A 21195-nucleotide genomic window follows, 5' to 3' on the forward strand; every position below is an offset into this window, starting at 1 on the left:
AATATTTTCATTTTTTTACTGAAATCTTACTCCAAATTGGAATACTTTGTTAAATGAATGTCATTTTTGGGCTTTTTTGAGCGTTTTGCCCATTTTTTAATGGAAAATCATTTTTATCTTTCGCCTTGAAGTGCAGATTACAAAGCTAAAGATTTTTGGATTTAAGTCCTTTGCCCAGAGGACCGAAATTAACTTCCCCACGAAGGGTCTTACGGCCGTGGTGGGGCCCAACGGTTGCGGTAAGTCCAACATTACCGATGCTATCCGCTGGGTGTTAGGCGAACAGAAAGCTGCATCGCTCCGTATGAGCAAGATGCAGGACGTGATTTTTAGCGGTACCGAAGAACGTGCCGCCATGAGCCTCGCTGAAGTCTCCATTGTTATCGATAACAGCGACGGAACCCTGAATTCTGAATATTCCGAAGTAATCGTGACCCGCCGCGTGCATCGTGACGGTTCCGGCGAATACCTGATCAACAACCAGGAATGCCGCCTCCGCGACGTGCATGCCCTGCTTTTTGACTCGGGCCTCGGTTCCAGCACCTATTCCCAGATGAACGCCGACATGATCAAGGCGGTTCTCTCTGACAAGGCTGACGACCGCCGTGTGCTGTTCGAAGAAGCCGCCGGCGTGAGCAAGTACAAGCAGCAGCGCAAGGAAACCCGCCGCCAGCTGGAACGCGTGCAGATGGACATGGAACGCGTGGAAGACAACCTGCGCAGCGTGCGCCGTTCCGTAAAGCTTTACGAAACCCAGGCCGAAAAGGTCAATGAGTTCAAGCGCCTCTCCAAGCGCCTGCGTGAACTGGACCTGTCGGTAAGTATCGACAAGTACGAAGATATGAAAGAGGGCCTGACGACCCTCGATACCGCGACCCGCCGTCTGAACCACGATGTGGAAAATTCCAAGACCAATGCCACGGTCCTCCAGACGAAAATCGATGAAAAGAAGCTCCTGATTGCCGAAGACGAAAACGCCTACCGCGACTTGGAACGTGATGTGCAGAAGGCGACCATCGAGCTCAACGACTTGAACAACAGCATGGGCCGCCTCCGCGACGTGATTTCGAACTTGGAAGCTGCCAATGAAAAGGCCCAGGAAGAAATCGACCGCAACCAGGGCAAGGTCCAGGAACTGTTGCAGGAACGGGAACGCCTCGAAGAAGAAAATGCGGTGCTCAGCTCCGACAACGATGTGGACGAGATGAACGCCCTTCTGGAGCGTGAACGCGAAATCTTGCAGGTCATGCGCGACAAGCTGGACGACTTGCGGAGCAGGTCGAGAGAGCTCTCGAACGAACGCTTGCAGGCCACCAACCGCGCCAACTCTCTGAAGAGCCGCTTTGAACGCATGGATGCGGAATCCACCCTTTTGCAGGCCAACCTGGAAAAGTGGCAGAACGAAATGGATTCTGTCCGCGGCCAGAAGGAATCGGCCCAGACGACTCTTGACGAAATTAATGCCGGCGTTGAATCTGCCGACAGCGATTTGGAACGCCTCACGGAGCAGCGCGCCACCCGCGAAGAACGCTTGGACGGTGAACGCGCCGAGCTTCTGGATGCCCAGAAGAAGTTCCAGGACTTGAAGAACGAAGAAGCCCGCTTGCAGTCGAGAATTGACGTGCTCGAAAGCGTGGCCAACGAAGGAACCGACGCTAGCCGCTGGCTCATGGAGCACAAGGCGAACCTGGTGGGCGGGCTCCTTGCCGAAAGTATCGAAGCCGCTCCCGAATACGCCGCCCAGGTGGAGGCCGCCCTCGGAGACTTGATGGATGCCGTGGTGGTGTCCTCGGACGATGCTGCCATCGAAGCGATTGAGTCCATGAAGGGCGAAAACGTCGGAAAGGCGATTTTGGCCTTGGTGGGCGAGGCATCCACGGCATACGCCGGCTCTGTCATGGGCGAAGGCGTCGTCGGCTGCCTGAATGATTATGTGAAGGCCGAGGGCGCTGTCTCGGAATGGCTCAAGGCGATTCTTTCCCGCTATTACCTGGTGGATAGCCTTACGGCGGCGGTGCGCCTGGCTCGCGCCATGCGCGGCGACGACCTGTGCTTTGTGGCTCCGGAAGCTATTGTGCGTACCAGCGGTCTTGTAAGCAGCGGTACCGCGACATCGGGCACTCTTAGCCGCAAGAACGAAATTGCCGAAGCCAACAGCCTCTTGGAAGGCGTGGTCGCCGAAGCGGCCCAGGCCGAAGAAGAAATTTCTCGCCTCCAGTCCCTGGTTGATGAAGACGCCCAGATGCTTTCGTCCATTGACGATGAAATTCGCGAAAAGCAGGATATGAAGCGTGGCGCCAGTGCCGGTATTGCCATTCAGAACAATATTGTTGCCGGTTGCGACCGCCGCCTGGCACAGTTGCAGACTGAAGTTCAGAACGCCGAAAACAAGATTCGTGCGGCCCAGGAATCCAAGAATAGTGACCAGGAACTGAATGACGCCCTTGCTACCTTGGAACGTACCGAAGACGAATACGCCCGCGTGAATGACGAACTTTCGGAACAGGATACCATGTTCCGCGAAAAGGAAGAAGAAGTCCGCGAATTGGAACGTTCCGCTCAAGACAAGAATGCCAAGCTGACGCAGAATACGAACCGCCTGGCCTCCATTGCCGAACAGGTGGACTTCCTCGAAAATTCTGTTCGCAGCCGTGGCGAAGAAATTGAAAAGAACCGCGTAACCATCGAGAAGAACGAAGAAGACGCCAGGGGCGTTGCCGACCAGGTGCAGTCCAAGGATTCCGCTCTCCGTGAACTCGAAAACCAGCGCGATTTGGCCCGCGAAAAGTATGAACTTGTATCGGGCGACCTCGAAGAATGGCGCAACGAGGTGAACCGCCTCCGCGACGACATGATCGAGAAGATGAAGGAATTGAACGAAGTGGGCCGCAGGCAAGAGGCCTTGCAGGCTAACATCGATCGCCTTACCGAACGTATTACCAACGAATACAGTGTCGATCTCTCGAACCCCGAAGATGTGGAAAGGGTAGAGTACTCTCAGCCCGAAGCCGACCGCGAAATTCGCGAACTCCGCGGAAAGATCAAGGAGCTGGGCCCCATCAACGTGAACGTGATGGAAGACTACGAAGACGAAAAGAAGCGCCTTTTGGAAGTGGAAGCCCAGTTCGATGACCTGGACCGCGCCCGCGCCTCGCTGGACCGCACCATTACCAAGCTCGACGATATTGCCCGCACCCGTTATCTCGATACATTTGCCCGCATTCAGAAGAACTTCCAGTTCGTGTTCAGCAAGCTGTTCCTGAACGGTGAAACCAAGATGAGCCTTGTGGAAAAGGTGGACGAAATGGGCAAGCCCATGGATATCTTGGATGCAGACATCGAAATCAACGTGCGTCCGACCGGCAAGAAGATGCGCGGTATCAAGGCGCTTTCCGGCGGTGAACATGCTCTGACCGCAACGGCACTGCTGTTCGCAATCTACATGGAAAAGCCGTCGCCGTACTGCGTGCTGGACGAAGTGGATGGCCCGTTGGATGACGCTAACGTGGGCCGCTTTATGGCCTTGCTCCGCGAATTCAGCAAGCAGACCTTGTTCATCGTGGTGACCCATAACAAGCGTACCATGGCCGAAGCAGACATGCTCTACGGTGTGACCCAGGAAATCAAGGGTATTTCCCGCATCGCTAGCGTGCAGCTCGCCGACGCTACCAAATTCGCGATATAAGACCGCTCGGCTCTATCGCATAAATGAAAATGTGATGTCGCCTCGCTCTCGCCAACACGGCTCGCTTACGCCGAGCCGCTTTTGGCTCACAGTCCTAATGTCATCACTGACTGCCACTATGTCATGCCCGGCTCGACCGGGCATCTCTTTTTATAAAAAAAATCCCCGCAATCGCGGGGATTTTTCATATTCTAGTATAAGTGATATTACTCCGTCACTTCAACCCATTCTGGCAATTTGGATTTTTCGTTCAGCGTGCAAAGGTAATTTTTGCCCTGCTTTTCTAGTTTATCATCCAATACTTTTGTATTGCAAACCTCGCCGAGCATAAAATCTATGGAGGCATCAACCCACGCGCCATCCCATGCAAAACCGTCTAGTGGTACAGCGCACTTGAGTATCGTTCCGTCGTCGAGTTCCTTGAGGTCAGCGATAGCTGTAGTTTCGTTGCCAGGTTTCTTTTCATCGCCCTTCTCGCAGCTACCAAACATCTTTTCTGCGTTTTCGTTCACGTATTGACTCTTATCGACCATTATCCAGTCCGTGGATGTAGAACTAGTCGGTTCGTGGTTAAGGAATTCCAGGAAGTGCCCCTCATCACATCCATCTGCATTCGGGTTGTCACGGCAAGCTTCATCCAATATATTTCCGTCACATTTATAGAATGTTTCATCGACTATAACAACTTCGCCAAGGCGATTTGTCGTGCAGATTCCAAGTTCCTCGTTTTCATCACGGCTGCCCGCTAAAATCCAAGCGTAGTACTCGCTGCCGCCGGTAATGTAGTTACACTTGTATTTCTTCTCACCAAGTGTCCTAACGTCATCTTGGTTGATCATCAAGCTCTTATCGCAATTGCCAAGGGTATCGTTCACTGAAATTTCATGCCAATCCGTTCTCGTTTCGCTTGCGACAAACGTCCTCGGAGCTTCGCCTTCAAAGAGAGACGCTTCGACAACAAAGGCATTGGTGTCGGCCAATCCTTCTGCCCGTTTGTAATCGCTCAAGTTGCATAAAAGATTGATAAGTTTTTTTGCCTGTTTCTGAACATCACTAGTCCCATCGATAAAATACAGTTCAGTATGAAATACATTTTTTTGATATAAACGTGCAAGTTCATCCTGCACAGCTTCGATCTCATCGCTGAGCCTGCCCCATTTTTGTCCGTTACACACCCAATAGGCTTTTTCGGTCGTTGTGGAACGTTGAATGTTTTTTTCGTCAACGAGTACCTTGTCGCCGATATTATTCTCGTTGCATGCACCGAGGTGAAAAATAGATGATTGATTGTTAAACGCTTCGTCCAGATCTATTTCATTGGACGAGCTCGAAGATGCCGGTGTGCCGGCCTCAGGGGTCTTAGAGATAAGCGTTGTTGTGCAAGCTGTAGTGTCAGTGTTGTCACTGCAAACCTCTGTTTCTACGCACACATAGGGGACGATGCCGTCGTCTTGGTCATAGCGATAGCCGGCATCGCGTTCATTACGGCCCAGGCATACGTTGGTGTCAAGCCAGTAGCATTTACCATTTTCGCACTTGCAAATGACATTTTCATCGATGTTTTCAAAACTATAGAAGAAGGTCGTGTTTTCAATTTTTGCACTGCAAGCGCCTTTTTCTATCGCTGCAACGGCGGATGCCCAATGCGCTATAGGATACCAAACTTTATTGTCTTCTACGAATTCAAAGTAACGGAAATATCCATTTTGCACTTCAGACTTAAACACCTTGGCTGTATAACCATTTTCATCTGTGAAATCGACAAGCGAGGATTCATCAAGCTTATAGACATCGATAAAGCCTTTCTGCACAATCGTGTAATTGATTGCGTCCGTACAATTCCATATATCCGATTCTGCAGTTAAATCCATATCCCTCTTATAGAAGTATGCATCCATAAGCAGGGCGAGGTAGTCCACAAAGTACATGCTGCGGTTCTTGCCCGCATAAGTCGTATTGACGGCGGTGTTGAAGTTGCCATTTTCGGCAAAGACGTTGCGGAATGCGTTATAGATCGAATTGAATCCCGGAGTTTTGTCTTTCTGATTGAGGAGTGCCATCACCCAGACGATGCTGTTGAAGTTTTCGGCCATGCCAATCTGATTCGGTACAAAATGTTCGAAAGCCGGATATTCTTTGCTACCCGGATGTTCCAGGTAAAGGGCGTCGGCAAGTTCCTTGTTGGCCTGTGCGTTTGCGTTCGCGAAATTCTTGGCGTCTCCGTCGACCAGGTTCTTTACGCGGGCAGCCTTGTAGTCGGTCAAAAAGTCGATGACAATGGTATCAGATTTGTCGGACAAGTCTGCGTAGGCATTGTAGATAATGTCTGCGGCGTTGGAACCGGCTTCGCTATAGGCGCTGAATGTGTTATCGGTGAAGTTCAGCTTTACACGGAGCTTGACAATCGGAGTGCTCAAGTTCGTGATGTCGAGGTCGCCTTCGAGGCGGGCAATCTTGTATTCAACCGTCTTTTCGTTGGTTTCTTCAATCGTCACAAAGCTTTGGTTGGCTGAGGTAAACAGGTCCTGCATGAACACCTTGCCGTTCGGAACGAGCTTGTCGTCGAGGTCTGTCACGGTGAGTTGGGCGTTGTCGCCGCCCTTGAAGTTTGCCCAGATTTCTTCGTAGATTTCTTTAGAATTCGTTTCCTTAGTGGCCTGCACCGGGAAGCGCACTATCACGTGCTTGCCGTAAACCTTGGCGAGATTTTCGTTCACGACAGTGAACGGAATATCCATCTTGGTAACAGCTTCGCCGCAACGGATTGTCACGGTGATGATTGCCTTGTCGTAGTCGCGGACCGTATCGGCGATAGCGCAAGCCTTGTCTTCGAATTCCGCGCTCAGGCTGTCATAGGCATTGCTGAACTTGTTGTTGATTTCTTCGTTCAGTTTGCTAGAGGCGCTGCTCAGATTATTGAGAGCGTCTTCAACATCCTTCTGGTTCTTGGCGGAGGCACTGCTCAGGCTATTGAGAGCGTCATTAATGTCCTTCTGGTTCTTGGCAGAATCGCTGCTGAACTTGCTATCAATATTCTTATTGATGGCATCCATATCGGCGTCCTTGCCGTTTTCACCGTTCTTACCGTTCTTACCATTTTCACCCTTCAAGGATTCGAGCCATTCCTGTTCGGTACCCTTGAAACCGTTATCCTTTGCAATGTCGTAGGCGGACTTACCATTCGATCCGTTGGTACCGTTAGTTCCGCTGCTACCATTCGTTCCATCGGTGCCGTTTGTTCCGTTGGAGCCATTCTTACCATCGGCACCATTCTTACCGTCGGTACCGTCTTTGCCGTTGACGCCATCTTTGCCGTCTGCACCGTCTTTGCCGTTGTTGATAATTCCGATGGTATCGCCATCGCAAACAATTGCAAAGCCGGATTTATCCTTGAGTTCCTTGGATTCGCAGCGGTACTTGATTGCTTCCTGGGCGTTCATGGCAACCCATTCGCCATCGGAACATACGTACATGGTGGCTTCGGGTTTGACGAAGCTCATGGTTCCTTCGGTAGAGTCGTCACAGTCCTCGGGGTTCAGTTCTGTTACGAGGTTGAGGCTTTCGTTGGAAGCGATTTCTTCGTTGCTACATGATGTGAAGCTAATAGCGAATGCTGCACACAATGCAACTGTTGACAGGTGCTTGATATTCACCGTGTTCTCCTTTTTTGCGTTTTTTTGGCGCCAAAAATAAAAAATTTGTTTACAAATGTTTATTACATTATGATTATTTAAAAAAAATTCAATTGACCCCTTGCATTTTAAGTTAGATTTATCTAACTTATGTATTAGACGAGTCTAACTTTGATTGCCATTCGGGTTCGACGAGTCTGGTTGAGTAAAAATCCAATTCCCTCTTGTGTCTCTTTGGGAACAGCAGCGCCTCGCATCATTCAGGTTACCTCGATGCGGGGCGTTTCTGTTGCTTTTTAAGGAAAGACCGCTCGCATCCAATCTTTTTACTATATTCAAAATATGCTGTGTAAGTGCTCTATATGCGGAAAAGAATTCAACGACAAGGTGGGGATGTCCCCGATGCAAAGCAACCTTGCCATTCGCTACCGCAATAAGGTGGGGAACATTTGCCCCGAATGCCAGGCAGAAATCGCTTCTACAAAGAAGGGGAGTTGGCGCCTGTTCTTCTGGAACTTGAAAGTCGCCCTGTACTGCGCCCGTTTTCTAGCCCTATTTGCGATTCCGTTTATTGCGCTGATCGTTGTTCTTGGGTTGTTTGTCCTGTAGCACGTCATTGCGAGGAGTGAAACGACGAAGCAATCCATTTTGTAAAAAGAGGTTTTTATGGAATTCCTGAAGCTCGCCCAAAATCGTTACAGCTGCCGCAAGTTCAGCGACAAGGCTGTTGAACCTGAAAAACTTTCTACGGTCCTCGAAGCGGGCCGTATAGCACCTACTGCCGTGAACGGCCAGCCGGTGACGGTGAAAGTGCTCAAATCGGAGGCCGCTCTTGCCAAGCTTCGCGGTATTACCCGAATGGCCTATAACGCTCCCGTGGTGCTCATGGTCTGCTACGACAAGGACAAGTGCTATTCTCCCGTGACCTATCACGATGATTTTGTGAGTGGCGACATGGATTCGAGCATCGTGACGACTTCCATGATGATGCAGGCGACAGACCTTGGCCTTGCTACTTTGTGGGCCCGTGGCTTCAACGCCTCTGAAATCGAGCGTGCCTTTGACTTCCCGGCAAACCTGAAGCTTGCTTGCTTCTTGGATGTAGGCTACGCTGATCCTGCCGAAGGTGGCCCTTCGCCGAGACACCCTGTACGCAAACCCATGAGTGAATTCGCCGAAGAACTGTAGGGTCGTTTTTTTTGAAAGTGTCATTCCCGCGAAGGCGGGAATCTCCTCTCCCTTTGAAAAATTTTTTATGCGTTTGTTTTTTATTGCTCTTGTACTTGCTGTTTTCCTTTCTGCCTGTGGCGATAGTGATAGCTCCAGTTCTTATAATACGGATATAGAATACGGTGCATTGACAGATGCTCGCGATGGCCAGACCTATAGAACGGTACCTATCGGTAATCAGGTCTGGATGGCTGAAAATCTCAATTACGCATCGGATGCTAGCTTTTGTTATGGAGATGACCCTGAATATTGTAAGAAATTCGGTCGTCTTTATACGTGGAATGATGCTCAGGATGTTTGCCCCGCAGGATGGCATTTGCCTAATCGTGCGGAATGGTGGACTCTCATCGTAAATGCGGGCGGTAGAGGAGAAGCTAAGCATACGTTGAGATCAACTTCGGTATGGTATAAATTTCCTGATACAAGTGCTGTGGCGACAGATAGCTATGGCTTTTCTATCCTCCCTACGGGCTATAAGCATGTGAATGAAGGTTATATTTTTGATAATCAATCCACTGCTGTTTTTTGGTCGGCTTCGGAAGATTATGCTAACGAGGCAAATGCATTTTTCTTTTATGTGGGCTATAATTATGGGCCAGGCCTAGATAGCGCTAATAAGCTAGACGCTTTCACGGTGCGTTGCCTACAGGATCCTTCTGATGCGGAGTTGAGAGAAGGCTCGTTGACGGATGAGCGTGACGGACAGATTTATAAAACGGTTGTCATTGGAACGCAAACTTGGATGGCCGAGAATTTGAACTACGCCACGGATTCTAGCATGTGCTACCAGAATAAACCGGAATACTGCGATGAATATGGTCGCCTGTACAAATGGATCGATGCCCAAAATGCTTGCCCTGCTGGTTGGCATTTACCTGACACTACGGAATGGAATGAACTCTTTTATGCCGTTGCTGGAAAGGATCTTGCGGGAGAAGTGTTGAAATCAATACCCTACTGGCAAAGAAGCGATTGGGCATTTAGGGAATTAAGGGATATCTACGGATTTACAGCGTTGCCTGCTGGAATGTGGAACTGTAAGGACGCGATTTCTGCTCTTTTAGGAACAACTTCGGTTGATGGTGTTTGTAACGGCTATTTTGACGGCGAGGGAAGTTTCACCATGTTCTGGACGGCCACGGAGGGCTTGGATGATATGGCTTATCAAGTGCAAATACATCGAACGGGTCTAAGTGCATACATGGGGGCTAATTTTGATAAAAGTAATGCCTTCTCTATCCGTTGCGTAAAGGATTAGTCGGGGTTTTCTGGGTTGTTTTTTTCTATATTTGGTACGGAATTTTTAAAAAGGATAAAAAATGCGTTCTTTTAAATTTGTTTCTCGTGGCCTCGCTGCCGTTTTGGTGACTGCAGGTCTCGCTTCTGCACAGTTGATGAACACCAAGAGCATGGATGTGATCCGTGTCGAAAAGGTCGGTATTTCTGCTGGTAAAATCGATAGTCTCGCCAAGATGCTCGGCGAACAGCAGCTCCGTGGCAAGAAGATTGACGATCAGACCATGACTCAGCTCCGTTATGCCGTGATTGACAACCTTGTTGGCCAGGAACTCATCAAGCTCGAAGCCAAGAAGATGGGTATCAAGGTCTCTCAGGGTAAGGTGGACAGCTTGACCAAGCTCTTCAAGGCCCAGTTCCCCAGCGAAGACGCCTTCCAGAAGGAACTCAAGAAGTCTAACACCACCATGGCCCAGTTCAAGGAAAAGATCGAAGACCAGCTGAAGAGCGAAGCCATTCTCGAAAAGAAGGTTCCGTATCCGAAGGATCCGACCGAAAAGCAGAAGGAAGCTTTCTGGGAACTCAACAAGTCCAAGGTCCAGATCAACGACTCCATTAGCGGTGCTCGCATCGTGATTAGCACCAAGGGCAAGTCCAAGCAGGAAATCGAAGATGCCAAGGACATGCTGAAGGGCCTTGCCGCCCAGGTGCGTAGCAAGAAGGCTACCTTTGCCCAGCTCGCCGCCATGTATAGCGATGACCAGACTGCCAAGAAGACTGGCGGTGTCATGAGCAAGTTCGTTGCCAAGTCCAAGGGCGATGCCTTTGTGAAGGCCGTGAACAAGATCAAGGTGGGCGAAATCACCGAAGTTTATACCGATAAGGACGGCGTTGCCATCTTTATGCTGACCGAAAAGAACGATGGCAAGTACGAAAGCTACAAGCACCAGATCGACTACATTCTGCGTGTGCAGGCTGAACAGGATCGTCAGGCTCAGCTGAAAGCTTACCTCGATGGTCTTGGAAAGACCTACAAGGTGCAGTACCTGGATGCCAAGTACACTCCGCCTCAGGCTATCGGAGCTGCTAAGTAATGGCTTTTCAGACGACGCACACCGGGCTGATCGACTTGCGTACGCGCATCGATAAGCTCTGGGGGTATCTTTGACTTAGAAGCCAAGACCGAAGAACTCTACGTTTTGGAAAAGGACTCCGCCGACCCGAACCTGTGGAATGACCAGGAAAAGGCGCAGTCCATGATGAAGAAAATCGGCAATCTGCGCGCCCTGCTGGACTCATGGAAAGAAGTCTCGCAGAGCTGCGACGACTTGGCCGAACTTTACGAAATGAGCAAGGCGGAAGAATCCGCTGACCTTACGGCATCCATCGATTCTGACATCGCTGAATTGAAGTCAAAGATTGAAGCGATGGAATTCAAGAAGATGCTGAACGGTCCGGACGACGCTTGCGCATGCTTGCTTTCGATTCATCCGGGCGCAGGTGGCACCGAGTCGCAGGACTGGGCGCTGATGCTGTTCCGCATGTATACGCATTTCTTTGAACGCGAAAACATGGACTTCAAGGTGGTGGACTTCCAGGAAGCGGAAGATGCTGGCCTCAAAAGTGCGACGATTGAAGTCACTTGCGAAAACGCCTACGGCTTGTTGCGTTCTGAAATAGGCGTGCATCGCCTGGTGCGCATTAGCCCCTTCGATGCCAACGCCCGCCGCCACACGAGCTTTACCGCCGTGTACCTGTATCCTGAACACGAAGACATTGAATTCGATTTGGATATGGCCGACGTGCGCGTGGACACCTACCGTTCTTCGGGCGCAGGCGGTCAGTACATCAACAAGACGGACTCCGCCGTGCGTATGACCCACTTGCCGACAGGCATCATGGCCAGCTGCCAGACGGAACGTAGCCAGATTCAGAACCGCGAAACCTGTTACAAGATGCTCAAGACCATGGTGGCCGAACATTACCGCTTGGAAGAAGAAGCCAAGCGCGACGCCCGCATGGCCGAAAAGAAGAAGGTGGAATGGGGTAGCCAGATCCGTAGCTACGTGTTGCAGCCTTATCAGTTGGTGAAGGACTTGCGCACCGGCGTGGAAACCTCGGATACCGCAGGCGTGCTCGACGGCAAAATCAAGCCGTTCATCAATGCCTACCTTTTAAGTACAAGCGAAACGCAACAGAAGTAAAAATAAAGCTTTTAAAAGCTTCGCAAAATATGATAATGCTCTGGAAATTCTTCAGGGCATTTTTTTATGCGGGAGGGAACCCAGCTCGGAGTTGCGAAGGCCGCACGGTTCCCTCCCTGCACCCTCCCTTTCCTTGGCCGACGCTTTGTCGCAAATAAAAAAATCCCTGCAAAGATTGCAGGGAAAAAGAGTTTAGGAATTTGGAATTTTAGGGAGCAGATACGAGGCGCTCAAAGTCCGTAGCGTACAAGTCGTACGTGAGGACTTTGGCAACGAAGTAGATGCCCCTAAAAAACAAATTACTTCACCTTGATAGCACCGCGTTCGAGCTTGATAGTGAAGTTCGTGACGTCGCAAACTTCGCTCGGACCCCAGTACTGGATCGGACCCGGATAGGTGTAGGATTCAGTCTTGGCCCAAACTTCGCGGTTCTTGGCGAAGAACTTGAACGGAGCACCGTCGAGTTCCACGAGAGCCTTCTGGATCACCGGCTTGTCGGCACCGTGACGACGTTCGATGTTCATCATCATGGTGATAGGAATGCCACCGGCAGTCCACTTTTCGATACCCTTGGTCAGGTCACGCACAGAGCTCATGTAGCCGTTCATCTTGTTGAAGGCGAGCACAGAAGCGGTGTAGCCGAGGCTGTAGCAGTAGTCAGCGTCGAAGTTGGACGGAGCTGCGCAACGGCCTTCGTAACCGAAGAAGTGGTTGAGAGCGGAGAACTTACCCTTGAAGTTCTTGCGGCTCTTGAGTTCCTTCTTCACCATTTCGATAACGAGCTTTTCGGTTTCGATGAGGGAAACCTGCACGTTGCCGTGGCTGTCGCGGTCGAGCATCAGCTGGCCCTGAGTGGTGGAGGGGAGGCTCTTGAGGACTTCAGCAGAAGCCTTGGAGATCCAGTTGCAAAGCTTTTCAACCTTAGCAGCGGTGTCGAGGCCTTCGACTTCCTTTTCGTGGTGGGCGAGGGCTTCAGAGAGTTCAGAAATGAGCACGCCAACATCCGGGATGAATTCGAGGAGGCCTTCCGGAATGAGGCAGACGCCGAAGTTCTTGCCGTCAGCAGCACGGGCAGCAACGATGTCTGCAACGTACTTGATGACCTGCTTGAGCTTCATCTTCTTGGCCTTGACTTCTTCAGAGATCAAGCAGATGTTCGGATGAGTCTGGAGAGCGGCTTCGAGAGCGATGTGAGAAGCAGAACGGCCCATGAGCTTGATGAAGTGCCAGTACTTCTGAGCGGAGTTGGCATCGCGCATGATGTTGCCGATGAGTTCGGAATAGGTCTTGACAGCGGTGTCGAAACCGAAGGAGGTTTCGATGTATTCGTTCTTGAGGTCGCCGTCGATGGTCTTCGGGCAGCCGCAAACCACGCAGCTAGCGCCGTTGGCCTGGAAGTATTCACCGAGAACAGCAGCGTTGGTGTTGGAGTCGTCACCACCGATGATCACGATAGCGTCGAGCTTCTGAGCCTTGGCAACAGCCATGCACTTCTTGAACTGTTCTTCAGTTTCGAGCTTGGTACGGCCGGACTGGATGATGTCGAAACCACCAGTGTTGCGGTATGAGTCCATGATCTTTTCGTTGATCACGATGAACTTGCCGTTTTCGAGGCCGGACGGACCGCCGAGGAAGCCGAGGAGCTTGGAATTCTTGCTGATGCTCTTGATACCGTCGAAGATACCTGCGATCACGTTGTGTCCACCAGGAGCCTGGCCACCGGAAAGAACAACGCCCACGTTGAGGGCCTTACCGGCAGCAGCCTTGGTAGCCTTCTTCATGGAAATGTAGGGTGCACCGTAGGTGTTCGGGAACAGAGCCTTGATCTTGGCCTGGTCGCGGACGGATTCGGTAGCCTTACCCTTGTTGAGAGAGACCTTGAGAGCACCGTCGCGGAGAGCGGCGGGGAGTTTCGGCTGGTAGGCCTTGCGAGCCTTGCCGAGGACGGACAGATTGTCAGCCATTGTTTCTTCCTTTTGATTTTTCCCGCTGTCGAAAAGACGAGCCGGGCTTGGGTTAAAAAATTCGCCCATAATATAGTAATTTCTTTGCTATATTATAACCGTATACAAAAAAATAGGCTAGGAAACGATGAATAAAAAAGTTCTTTCTCTCGGGCTGGGCATTTGCCTGGCGACTCTGTTTGTTGCATGCGGCGGCGACAGCGGCACCAACGGCAATTCCGATGACAACGGCTACGATTACGAAAAAAAGACAGAGGGCTTCTTGACGATGGGTTCCATGGTGGACCCCCGTAACGACAAGACCTACAAGACAATCCGGGTGGGAGACCAGTTGTGGATGGCCGAAGACCTGGAATTCGTAAACCCACTCTGGAAAAAATATGCCCAATACGAGACCGGTTATTCGAACTGGTCGTCCTTAGACGTGGTTGCGTATCCTGCGCTCGCAGGGCTCGTCAGTGCCGCGCAAACGCAAAATGTTGATCCGGCGCTCGGTTATACCTACGACCAGGCGATGGACTACAATACGTTCATGGATAGCACTTATAACGACGGAATGTGCCCGCCGGGTTGGCATCTGCCCACCATGGAAGAATACGATGTATTCTGGGGCTTTGTGTCGACGATGTGCGATTCGGTCAGTTACTGTTCCCTGGGCGAAAAAATGTGGAGCCAGGAGGCGAAATACTACTGGACAAGTACGCCTGCCAACGGAATCCGCATCAATACGGATCATGGTTACAAGTATGAATCCAACTCCAAATCGGCTGTCTGTTATAAGATCGATTTCAGCGCCAGCAAGCCGGTAGAGGCTGACTTTGCCGGAAAATCGAACCTGAGGTTTGTTCGTTGCGTTCAGGGAGCCCATGCTGATTCCGTGAAGGCCTATGAATCGTATTTGGAAAAGTATGAAGCTCATTTGGAAGAGGTCAAGGCTCAGGAAGAAGCTGAACGTCGTGCCGATTCTGTCAAGAAATATATTGAAAAGGGTGCCAAGGTGTACTTCAACGAAGCTCTTGACTATGGCTACTTTACCGATGAACGCGACGGCAACGTCTACGGATACCTGAAAATCGGTACCTACACCTGGATGACCGAAAACTTGAGATACTACTTCAATACCTATTCCTATTGCGATTCCTACCTTTCTTGTAACACGTTCCTCAACAAGCAACAGGACACGGTCTATTATTATAAGGTGGGGCTGACGTATAGCAGCGCACAAAAGAACAGCGCATGTCCCGATGGTTGGCACCTGCCCTCCAACGATGAATGGAATGACCTGCTTGCCACTGCGGCGTCGACGGGCGATTTGTTGGCTCAGGACGGAGTTTGGAACCCCACGATAATGAGCCCCACCAATGCGACCGGTTTCACGGTGGTGGCGACCGACAAGGATTACGACGGATACCAGAAAGCGGGTTCCGGCAGTACGGCTCAGTTCTGGTCGAGCAACGAGTTGACGGTTGATAGTGTCAGGATAGATACGATCTATGTAGAGGATTCTACCGAGGTGCCTGTAGATTCTCTGCTAGCCGTTTCGGATTCGGTTGTAATCAATACAGATTCCCTCGAAATGGCAGATTCGCTGGTTGTAGAAGTTCCCGAAAGGACGTTCACTTTGGACACGGTTTACAGCACGAGCCATTATGAATTTATCGTGAAGCGTACCTTCTCCCCAACCCTTTTCTATGGATTCCAAGTCGTTTCTGCAGACTCCGGCGACTATCACAATTCGTCCAATATCCGCTGCGTCATGGACTATTAAGCCTAATTTTTTAGTTAATCGGTAAAATTCAGAGCAAAAAAAGGTGGAAACTTGTCTGTTTCCGCCTTTTCCTTTGTCTAAATGTATGTTATTTGTAATAAACTGTAGTAATTAGTATCACTTATTCCAATGTGGAATGTTGTAAAAAGCTGTTTTTTTTCCTTATTGTAAAAAAAATATAAAATTTATAGGAGCATTTATTACATTTACAACCCCCAAATGAAAAAATGAAAGTTATAAGAAGGTTGTTCATTAATTTCAGGGCGCGGAAACGCGTGCTAGCCATTACCGATGGTTTTATCGTCGCTATGGCTGCTCTTATCGCGAACTTCCCGTTGCCCCTGTTTGCCGATCGAATCGCGAGACCTGATCTCTTGGTGACGATCGTGCTCAGTGTGGGTTGCTGTTTTGGTAGCCTTCTGTATTTCGGGGTTTATAATAAGCTTTGGCGCTACTTTAAAGGCGTAGATTATTGGTGCTGCATTAAGGGCGTTGTCTTTGGTATCTTGGTCAGCGACATCTTTATGTACTTGGCCAGCGGCCATGCCCCGTGGGAATTTTCCATTTTGCATGGCTTTGTCGCAATGGTGGGTATCTGCCTGTTCCGTTACCTGTTCAAGAACATGCTTGACGCACTCATTGCAAAGACCCGTAAAAACGGCCCCGGAAAGCGCGTCATGATCGTCGGTGCCGGAAACGCCTGCAGAATCTTGCTTCGCGAAATCAAGGAACACCGCCTGGATTACAAAACGAAAAAGAACGAAGCCATTGCGCTTTTGCCGGTGTGCCTGATTGACGACGACCGTCGTAAAATCGGAAAGGTTTATAGTGGCATCCCCGTTGTCGGTTCTTCCGAAGATATTCCCAGCATTGCCGCACAAGAAAAAATCGACCTGATTATCTTTGCCATTCCTAGCTGCCCGCCCAAGGATCGCCATTTCATTTTGAATATCTGTAACAAGACGGGGCTCCCGGTCAAGGTGATTCCCTTTATCGGCTCGCTTTTGGATGCCTCTAGCGTGGGGGATGGCTCTACCAACTTTATTGGCCAGATCCGCGATATTAACGTAGAAGACTTGTTGGGCCGCGAACCGGTCAAGTTCGACAATAGCGATGTGCGCAACTTTATCGAAGGCAAAGTCTGCATGGTTACGGGCGGCGGCGGAAGTATCGGTAGCGAACTGGTCCGCCAGATTGCAAAATACAGCCCCAAGCAGGTGATTATTGTCGATATCTACGAGAACAACGCCTATGAAATTCAGCAAGAAATGGTCATGGAACATGGCGCAAACCTGAATTTGGTGACCCTGATTGCCAGCGTCCGCGATTACCAGCGCATGAACCACATTTTCAAGACCTACCAGCCCGATGTGGTGTTCCATGCGGCCGCCCACAAGCATGTTCCCCTGATGGAGCATAGCCCCATGGAGGCTATCAAGAACAACGTGATGGGAACTTTCAATGTGGCCTTCCTCTCGATGTTCCATAAGGTGCACAAGTTCGTGATGATCAGTACCGACAAGGCTGTGCACCCCACCAATGTTATGGGTGCCTCTAAGCGCTGCTGCGAAATGATTGTGCAGTACCTTGCCCAGCAGAAAAAGAGCGAAACTGAATTTGTATGCACCCGCTTTGGCAACGTGCTAGGCAGTAACGGTAGCGTGATTCCTTTGTTCAAAAGACAGATTGAGCAGGGCCGTGCCGTGACGGTGACCCACCCCGACATTATCCGTTACTTTATGACGATTCCCGAAGCGGTGAGCCTGGTGATGGAAGCAGCCAGTATTGCCCACGGTGGCGAGATATTTGTGCTGGATATGGGTGAACCGGTGAAGATTGTGACCTTGGCCGAGAACCTGATTCGCATGTACGGCAAGGTTCCGTACAAAGAAATCCCCATCAAGTTTACGGGCCTGAGACCTGGCGAAAAAATCAAGGAAGAACTCTTGATGGACGAGGAAGGTTTGCAAAAGACGCAAAACAAGCTTATTTTTATCGGTCGCCAGATTGAGATCGATGGCAACAAGTTTATTGCCCAGTTGGCCCACTTGCGCGATGCCGCACGGCAGAACGATGTGGAATTGGCTGTTAATACCTTGCGTGAAATTGTGCCCACCTTTACCACGCCCGAAGAGTTTAATTCAAAAATACTACCTAGGAACTAGAGGGGCGTTTTTCTAAATTTGGCTAAACACTTTTAGGGTCTTTTTATGAAAAAAATTGTCTTGGCTTATGTCTTGTTATTCGCCGCTGTAGCGTTTGCTCAGTCGGGCCTTGCGGGCGGAAGCGACGGTATTCACCAGATTAACACGAAGACCGTGGGTCAATGGCAAGTGGTGGCCGGTACCGGTGGTAACATTACGCTTGACCCCTGGGCCCTTACCCGTGGCGGTGTATATTACGATGACGGTCAAAGCAAGCATTTTAAACACCGCAAGATTTCTGCAACGGGAAATGTCTTTGCGGCTATAGGCCTTACGGACTATGTAGACATCGGTGCGGTTGTAAATATCAACTACGACATGGCCTATGCCCATGACCATTGGGATGCGGCCAGCAAAATCAGACAGGGCGACTTGGATTTGTGGATGAAAACCCGCGTCCCCTTTGGTGATTCCAGCGTGTTCAATTTGGCCGGCCAGTTCAATTTGTACTTGCCCATTGGCGTACGCTCTATGGGTGCCCGCCCCCGCCATGCATGGTATATCCATGGCAGAGGCGAAACCAACCCCTATACGGCCCATGAAGTGGTGGTCGGCATGACCGCAATTATGACCTTTGACTTTAACCGCGTGAACGTTCCCCTGCGTTGGAACGCCAGTGCCGGATTCGTTTATGCCAACGAAGGTGCCAATACCATGGTGTATGCCACCGGTCTGGACTGGGATGTGTTTTCTTGGGCGACCCCCTTTGTTGAATTCAGTGGTGAGTTCCGTGTAGAAGACAACGGCATGCCCATTGACATCATGGAAGACCCGATGCTCTTGACCCCCGGTTTAAGGCTGCACTTGCCCTGGAACATTGAACTTTCTGGTGGTATAGATTTTTCTGTGCGTATGCTCAGGAACCGTTACGACCGCGACAAGGAAATGTCGAATATCGACGCCTATACCATCGGTTACACCGACGAAAAGGGTGTGCACAGGAAGTATGGTTATACGCCTACGGTTACCTACGCCCTGACGGGGGTGCTGACCTGGAAATTTGGATTCTTCGACAAGGTGGAAGAACTCGATTGCACCTCGGAAATGACGAAGGTCGACACCCTGTTCAAGACCGATACCCTGTTTAGGGTAGACACGGTGGTGGTGACCGACACCATTAGGGATGCCGATGGCGATGGCGTTATTGATTCGCTGGATGTTTGCCCCGGTACCGAAAAGGGTATCGAAGTGGATTCTGTGGGTTGCGCCAAGGACTTTGACAATGACGGCGTGACCGATCTGCAGGATAAGTGCCCCGATACTCCTGCCGGCGCTCCTGTGGGCCGCGACGGTTGCCCCCTTGACTTTGACAAGGATGGCGTGCCGAACTACATGGACCAGTGTCCCAATACCCGCCCGAATACGGGTGTGGATTCCGTGGGTTGTGACAAGGACGAAGATGGCGACGGCGTTGCCGACAATCGTGACCTTTGCCCGTTGACCCCTGCAAATGCGACTGTCGATACCACGGGTTGCCCCTTGGATTTCGATAGGGACAGCATTCCGGATTACCTGGATAAGTGCCCGAACTCGGTGCGCGGCGTAAAGGTGAACAAGGATGGTTGCCCCGTTAACAAGAAACAGGACCTGGATAAGCTCAAAACGGGGATCAACTTCAAGAATGGTTCCACGATTTTGACCAAGTCCAGTTACAAGACCCTAGACGATATCGTATATTTGATGGTAAGCTTTGACGATGTGAACCTTGAAATTCAAGGCCATACCGACAATGTGGGCGATGTGGAATACAACGAAAACTTGTCGCAGGGTCGTGCCCAGGCCGTGGTGGACTACCTGATTCGAAAGAACATCAAGGTAGACCGAGTCCGCGCCGTGGGATATGGACCGCACAAGCCCATTGCCGACAACAGTACCAAGAAAGGTCGTGCCAAGAACCGCCGCGTAGAACTGGTTCCGTTCTACAAAGACGAATAAAGACACGGCTGAAGGATGGGGTAAACAATGCGATTCAAAAAAAAGGTCTGGCTTTCAAGCCCCACGATGCACGGTGACGAAATCAAGTTCGTGACCGAGGCTTACGAGACAAACTGGATGAGCACGGTAGGTGCAAACATCAATGAACTCGAAAGCCTGGTTGCAGCCAAGGTGGGCTGCAAGTACGCGGTGGCCCTTTCTGCCGGAACGGCGGCCTTGCACCTTTGTACCAAGCTTGCCGGCGAAGCCCTTTATGGCATGCCCAAGGTGGGCGAGGGGGCCCTGCGTGGCCACAAGGTGTTCTGCAGCGACATGACCTTTGACGCTACCGTGAACCCCGTGGCCTACGAAAACGGCGAAGCCGTGTTCATCGATACCGAATATGACACCTGGAACATGGACCCGGTGGCGCTGGAGAAGGCTTTCGAAATTTACCCCGATGTCAGGTTGGTGGTGTTGGTCCACTTGTATGGAACCCCTGCCAAGGTGGATGAGATCCGCGCCATTTGCAAAAAGCACAACGCCTTGATTATCGAAGATGCTGCCGAAAGCTTTGGAGCAAGCTACAAGGGCAAGCAGACGGGCGACTTGGGCGACTTTAACGCCATCAGTTTTAACGGCAACAAGATTATTACCGGTTCTAGCGGCGGCATGTTCTTGACCGACAGCAAAGAAGATGCCGAAAAGGTGCGTAAATGGAGCACCCAGAGCCGCGAAGCTGCCGCCTGGTACCAGCACGAAGAAATTGGCTACAATTACCGCATGAGCAATGTGATTGCGGGCGTGGTCCGTGGACAGATGCCGTACCTGGAAGAACATATTGCCCAGAAAAAGGCCATTTACATGCGCTACAAGGAAGGCTTGAAGGGCCTCCCGGTGGCCATGAACCCCTACGATGCCCAGAACAGCGAACCGAACTTCTGGCTGAGCTGCCTGATTATAGATAAAGAGGCCATGTGCAAGCAGGTCCGTGGCGAAACGGATTCCCTCTATGTGCACGAAGCGGGCAAGAGCTGCCCCATGGAAATTCTGGATAAGCTGTTCGCCATGAACGCCGAAGGCCGCCCTGTTTGGAAACCCATGCACATGCAGCCCATTTACCGTAGCCATGCCTTTATTACGGCTCAGGGGAACGGCCGTGCCCGTACCAACGCCTATATTGCTGGCGAATCTACAGATGTGGGGGCGGACATCTTTGCCCGTGGCCTTTGCTTGCCCAGCGACAACAAGATGACTCCCGAACAACAGGACGCCATTATCCAGACGATTCGGGATTGCTTCAAGTAACCTGCATTGTTTTCCCCGCACAGGCGGGGATCTTCGTCCTTTTTGTCAAA

12 protein-coding genes are annotated in these 21195 nt (G+C 50.8%); 10 read left to right on the forward strand and 2 right to left on the reverse strand.

Features of this window, described 5'->3' with window-relative positions:
- Window positions 1–130 precede the first annotated feature (130 nt).
- On the forward strand, window positions 131–3685 hold the full coding sequence (gene smc, locus ACJMNB_RS12585; protein ID WP_405343009.1) for a chromosome segregation protein SMC: 3555 nt from the start codon (window positions 131–133) through the stop codon (window positions 3683–3685).
- 206 nt (window positions 3686–3891) lie between these two features.
- On the opposite strand, the gene ACJMNB_RS12590 is transcribed toward smc, so the two are convergent.
- Window positions 3892–7338: a hypothetical protein gene (locus tag ACJMNB_RS12590; RefSeq protein WP_405343011.1), complete on the reverse strand. Its 3447-nt coding sequence runs from the start codon at window positions 7336–7338 to the stop codon at window positions 3892–3894.
- Between the two features lie 321 nt (window positions 7339–7659).
- On the opposite strand from ACJMNB_RS12590, the gene ACJMNB_RS12595 reads away from it, so the two are divergent.
- From ACJMNB_RS12595 to prfB, 5 genes are all read left to right on the forward strand, one after another.
- The gene (locus tag ACJMNB_RS12595; protein WP_405343013.1) at window positions 7660–7926 is read left to right on the forward strand and encodes a hypothetical protein; all 267 of its coding nucleotides are present in this window, start codon (window positions 7660–7662) and stop codon (window positions 7924–7926) included.
- A gap of 57 nt (window positions 7927–7983) precedes the next feature.
- Complete coding sequence (locus tag ACJMNB_RS12600) at window positions 7984–8505, forward strand: nitroreductase family protein (RefSeq protein WP_405343015.1); 522 nt, start codon at window positions 7984–7986, stop codon at window positions 8503–8505.
- Window positions 8506–8572: 67 nt separating this feature from the next.
- Window positions 8573–9805, forward strand: coding sequence for a fibrobacter succinogenes major paralogous domain-containing protein (locus tag ACJMNB_RS12605; protein ID WP_405343017.1), 1233 nt, complete (start codon window positions 8573–8575; stop codon window positions 9803–9805).
- A gap of 61 nt (window positions 9806–9866) precedes the next feature.
- Window positions 9867–10877: a peptidylprolyl isomerase gene (locus ACJMNB_RS12610; RefSeq protein WP_405343019.1), complete on the forward strand. Its 1011-nt coding sequence runs from the start codon at window positions 9867–9869 to the stop codon at window positions 10875–10877.
- A protein-coding gene (gene prfB / locus ACJMNB_RS12615) for a peptide chain release factor 2 (RefSeq protein WP_405343021.1) occupies window positions 10877–11987 on the forward strand; the annotation gives its coding sequence in 2 pieces (ribosomal slippage) (window positions 10877–10948 and window positions 10950–11987; 1110 coding nt in all). The genes ACJMNB_RS12610 and prfB overlap by 1 nt, the downstream gene beginning before the upstream one ends.
- A gap of 299 nt (window positions 11988–12286) precedes the next feature.
- Here the strand turns inward: prfB and ACJMNB_RS12620 are convergent.
- Window positions 12287–13951 (reverse strand): diphosphate--fructose-6-phosphate 1-phosphotransferase, encoded by a 1665-nt coding sequence (locus tag ACJMNB_RS12620; protein WP_405343023.1) that lies wholly within the window; start codon window positions 13949–13951, stop codon window positions 12287–12289.
- Between the two features lie 127 nt (window positions 13952–14078).
- On the opposite strand from ACJMNB_RS12620, the gene ACJMNB_RS12625 reads away from it, so the two are divergent.
- From ACJMNB_RS12625 to ACJMNB_RS12640, 4 genes are all read left to right on the forward strand, one after another.
- Window positions 14079–15719 (forward strand): FISUMP domain-containing protein, encoded by a 1641-nt coding sequence (locus ACJMNB_RS12625; RefSeq protein ID WP_405343025.1) that lies wholly within the window; start codon window positions 14079–14081, stop codon window positions 15717–15719.
- A gap of 227 nt (window positions 15720–15946) precedes the next feature.
- Window positions 15947–17884, forward strand: a complete 1938-nt coding sequence (locus ACJMNB_RS12630; RefSeq protein WP_405343027.1) for a polysaccharide biosynthesis protein — start codon at window positions 15947–15949, stop codon at window positions 17882–17884.
- Between the two features lie 45 nt (window positions 17885–17929).
- Window positions 17930–19858 carry an OmpA family protein gene (locus ACJMNB_RS12635; protein ID WP_405343029.1) on the forward strand — a complete coding sequence of 643 codons (1929 nt, stop codon included), beginning with the start codon at window positions 17930–17932 and terminating at the stop codon, window positions 19856–19858.
- Window positions 19859–19885: 27 nt separating this feature from the next.
- The gene (locus tag ACJMNB_RS12640; protein WP_405343031.1) at window positions 19886–21145 is read left to right on the forward strand and encodes a DegT/DnrJ/EryC1/StrS family aminotransferase; all 1260 of its coding nucleotides are present in this window, start codon (window positions 19886–19888) and stop codon (window positions 21143–21145) included.
- Window positions 21146–21195 lie beyond the last annotated feature (50 nt).

Source organism: Fibrobacter sp., from assembly GCF_045131395.1.
GTDB lineage: Bacteria > Fibrobacterota > Fibrobacteria > Fibrobacterales > Fibrobacteraceae > Fibrobacter.

Bases quoted from the DNA above. Each gene is read 5' to 3' on its own strand.
- ACJMNB_RS12630 (WP_405343027.1), top strand. From the start codon at position 15,947: ATGAAAGTTATAAGAAGGTTGTTCATTAATTTCAGGGCGCGGAAACGC.
- ACJMNB_RS12635 (WP_405343029.1), top strand. From the start codon at position 17,930: ATGAAAAAAATTGTCTTGGCTTATGTCTTGTTATTCGCCGCTGTAGCG.
- ACJMNB_RS12620 (WP_405343023.1), bottom strand. From the start codon at position 13,951: ATGGCTGACAATCTGTCCGTCCTCGGCAAGGCTCGCAAGGCCTACCAG.
- ACJMNB_RS12640 (WP_405343031.1), top strand. From the start codon at position 19,886: ATGCGATTCAAAAAAAAGGTCTGGCTTTCAAGCCCCACGATGCACGGT.
- ACJMNB_RS12605 (WP_405343017.1), top strand. From the start codon at position 8,573: ATGCGTTTGTTTTTTATTGCTCTTGTACTTGCTGTTTTCCTTTCTGCC.
- ACJMNB_RS12625 (WP_405343025.1), top strand. From the start codon at position 14,079: ATGAATAAAAAAGTTCTTTCTCTCGGGCTGGGCATTTGCCTGGCGACT.
- ACJMNB_RS12595 (WP_405343013.1), top strand. From the start codon at position 7,660: ATGCTGTGTAAGTGCTCTATATGCGGAAAAGAATTCAACGACAAGGTG.
- ACJMNB_RS12610 (WP_405343019.1), top strand. From the start codon at position 9,867: ATGCGTTCTTTTAAATTTGTTTCTCGTGGCCTCGCTGCCGTTTTGGTG.
- ACJMNB_RS12600 (WP_405343015.1), top strand. From the start codon at position 7,984: ATGGAATTCCTGAAGCTCGCCCAAAATCGTTACAGCTGCCGCAAGTTC.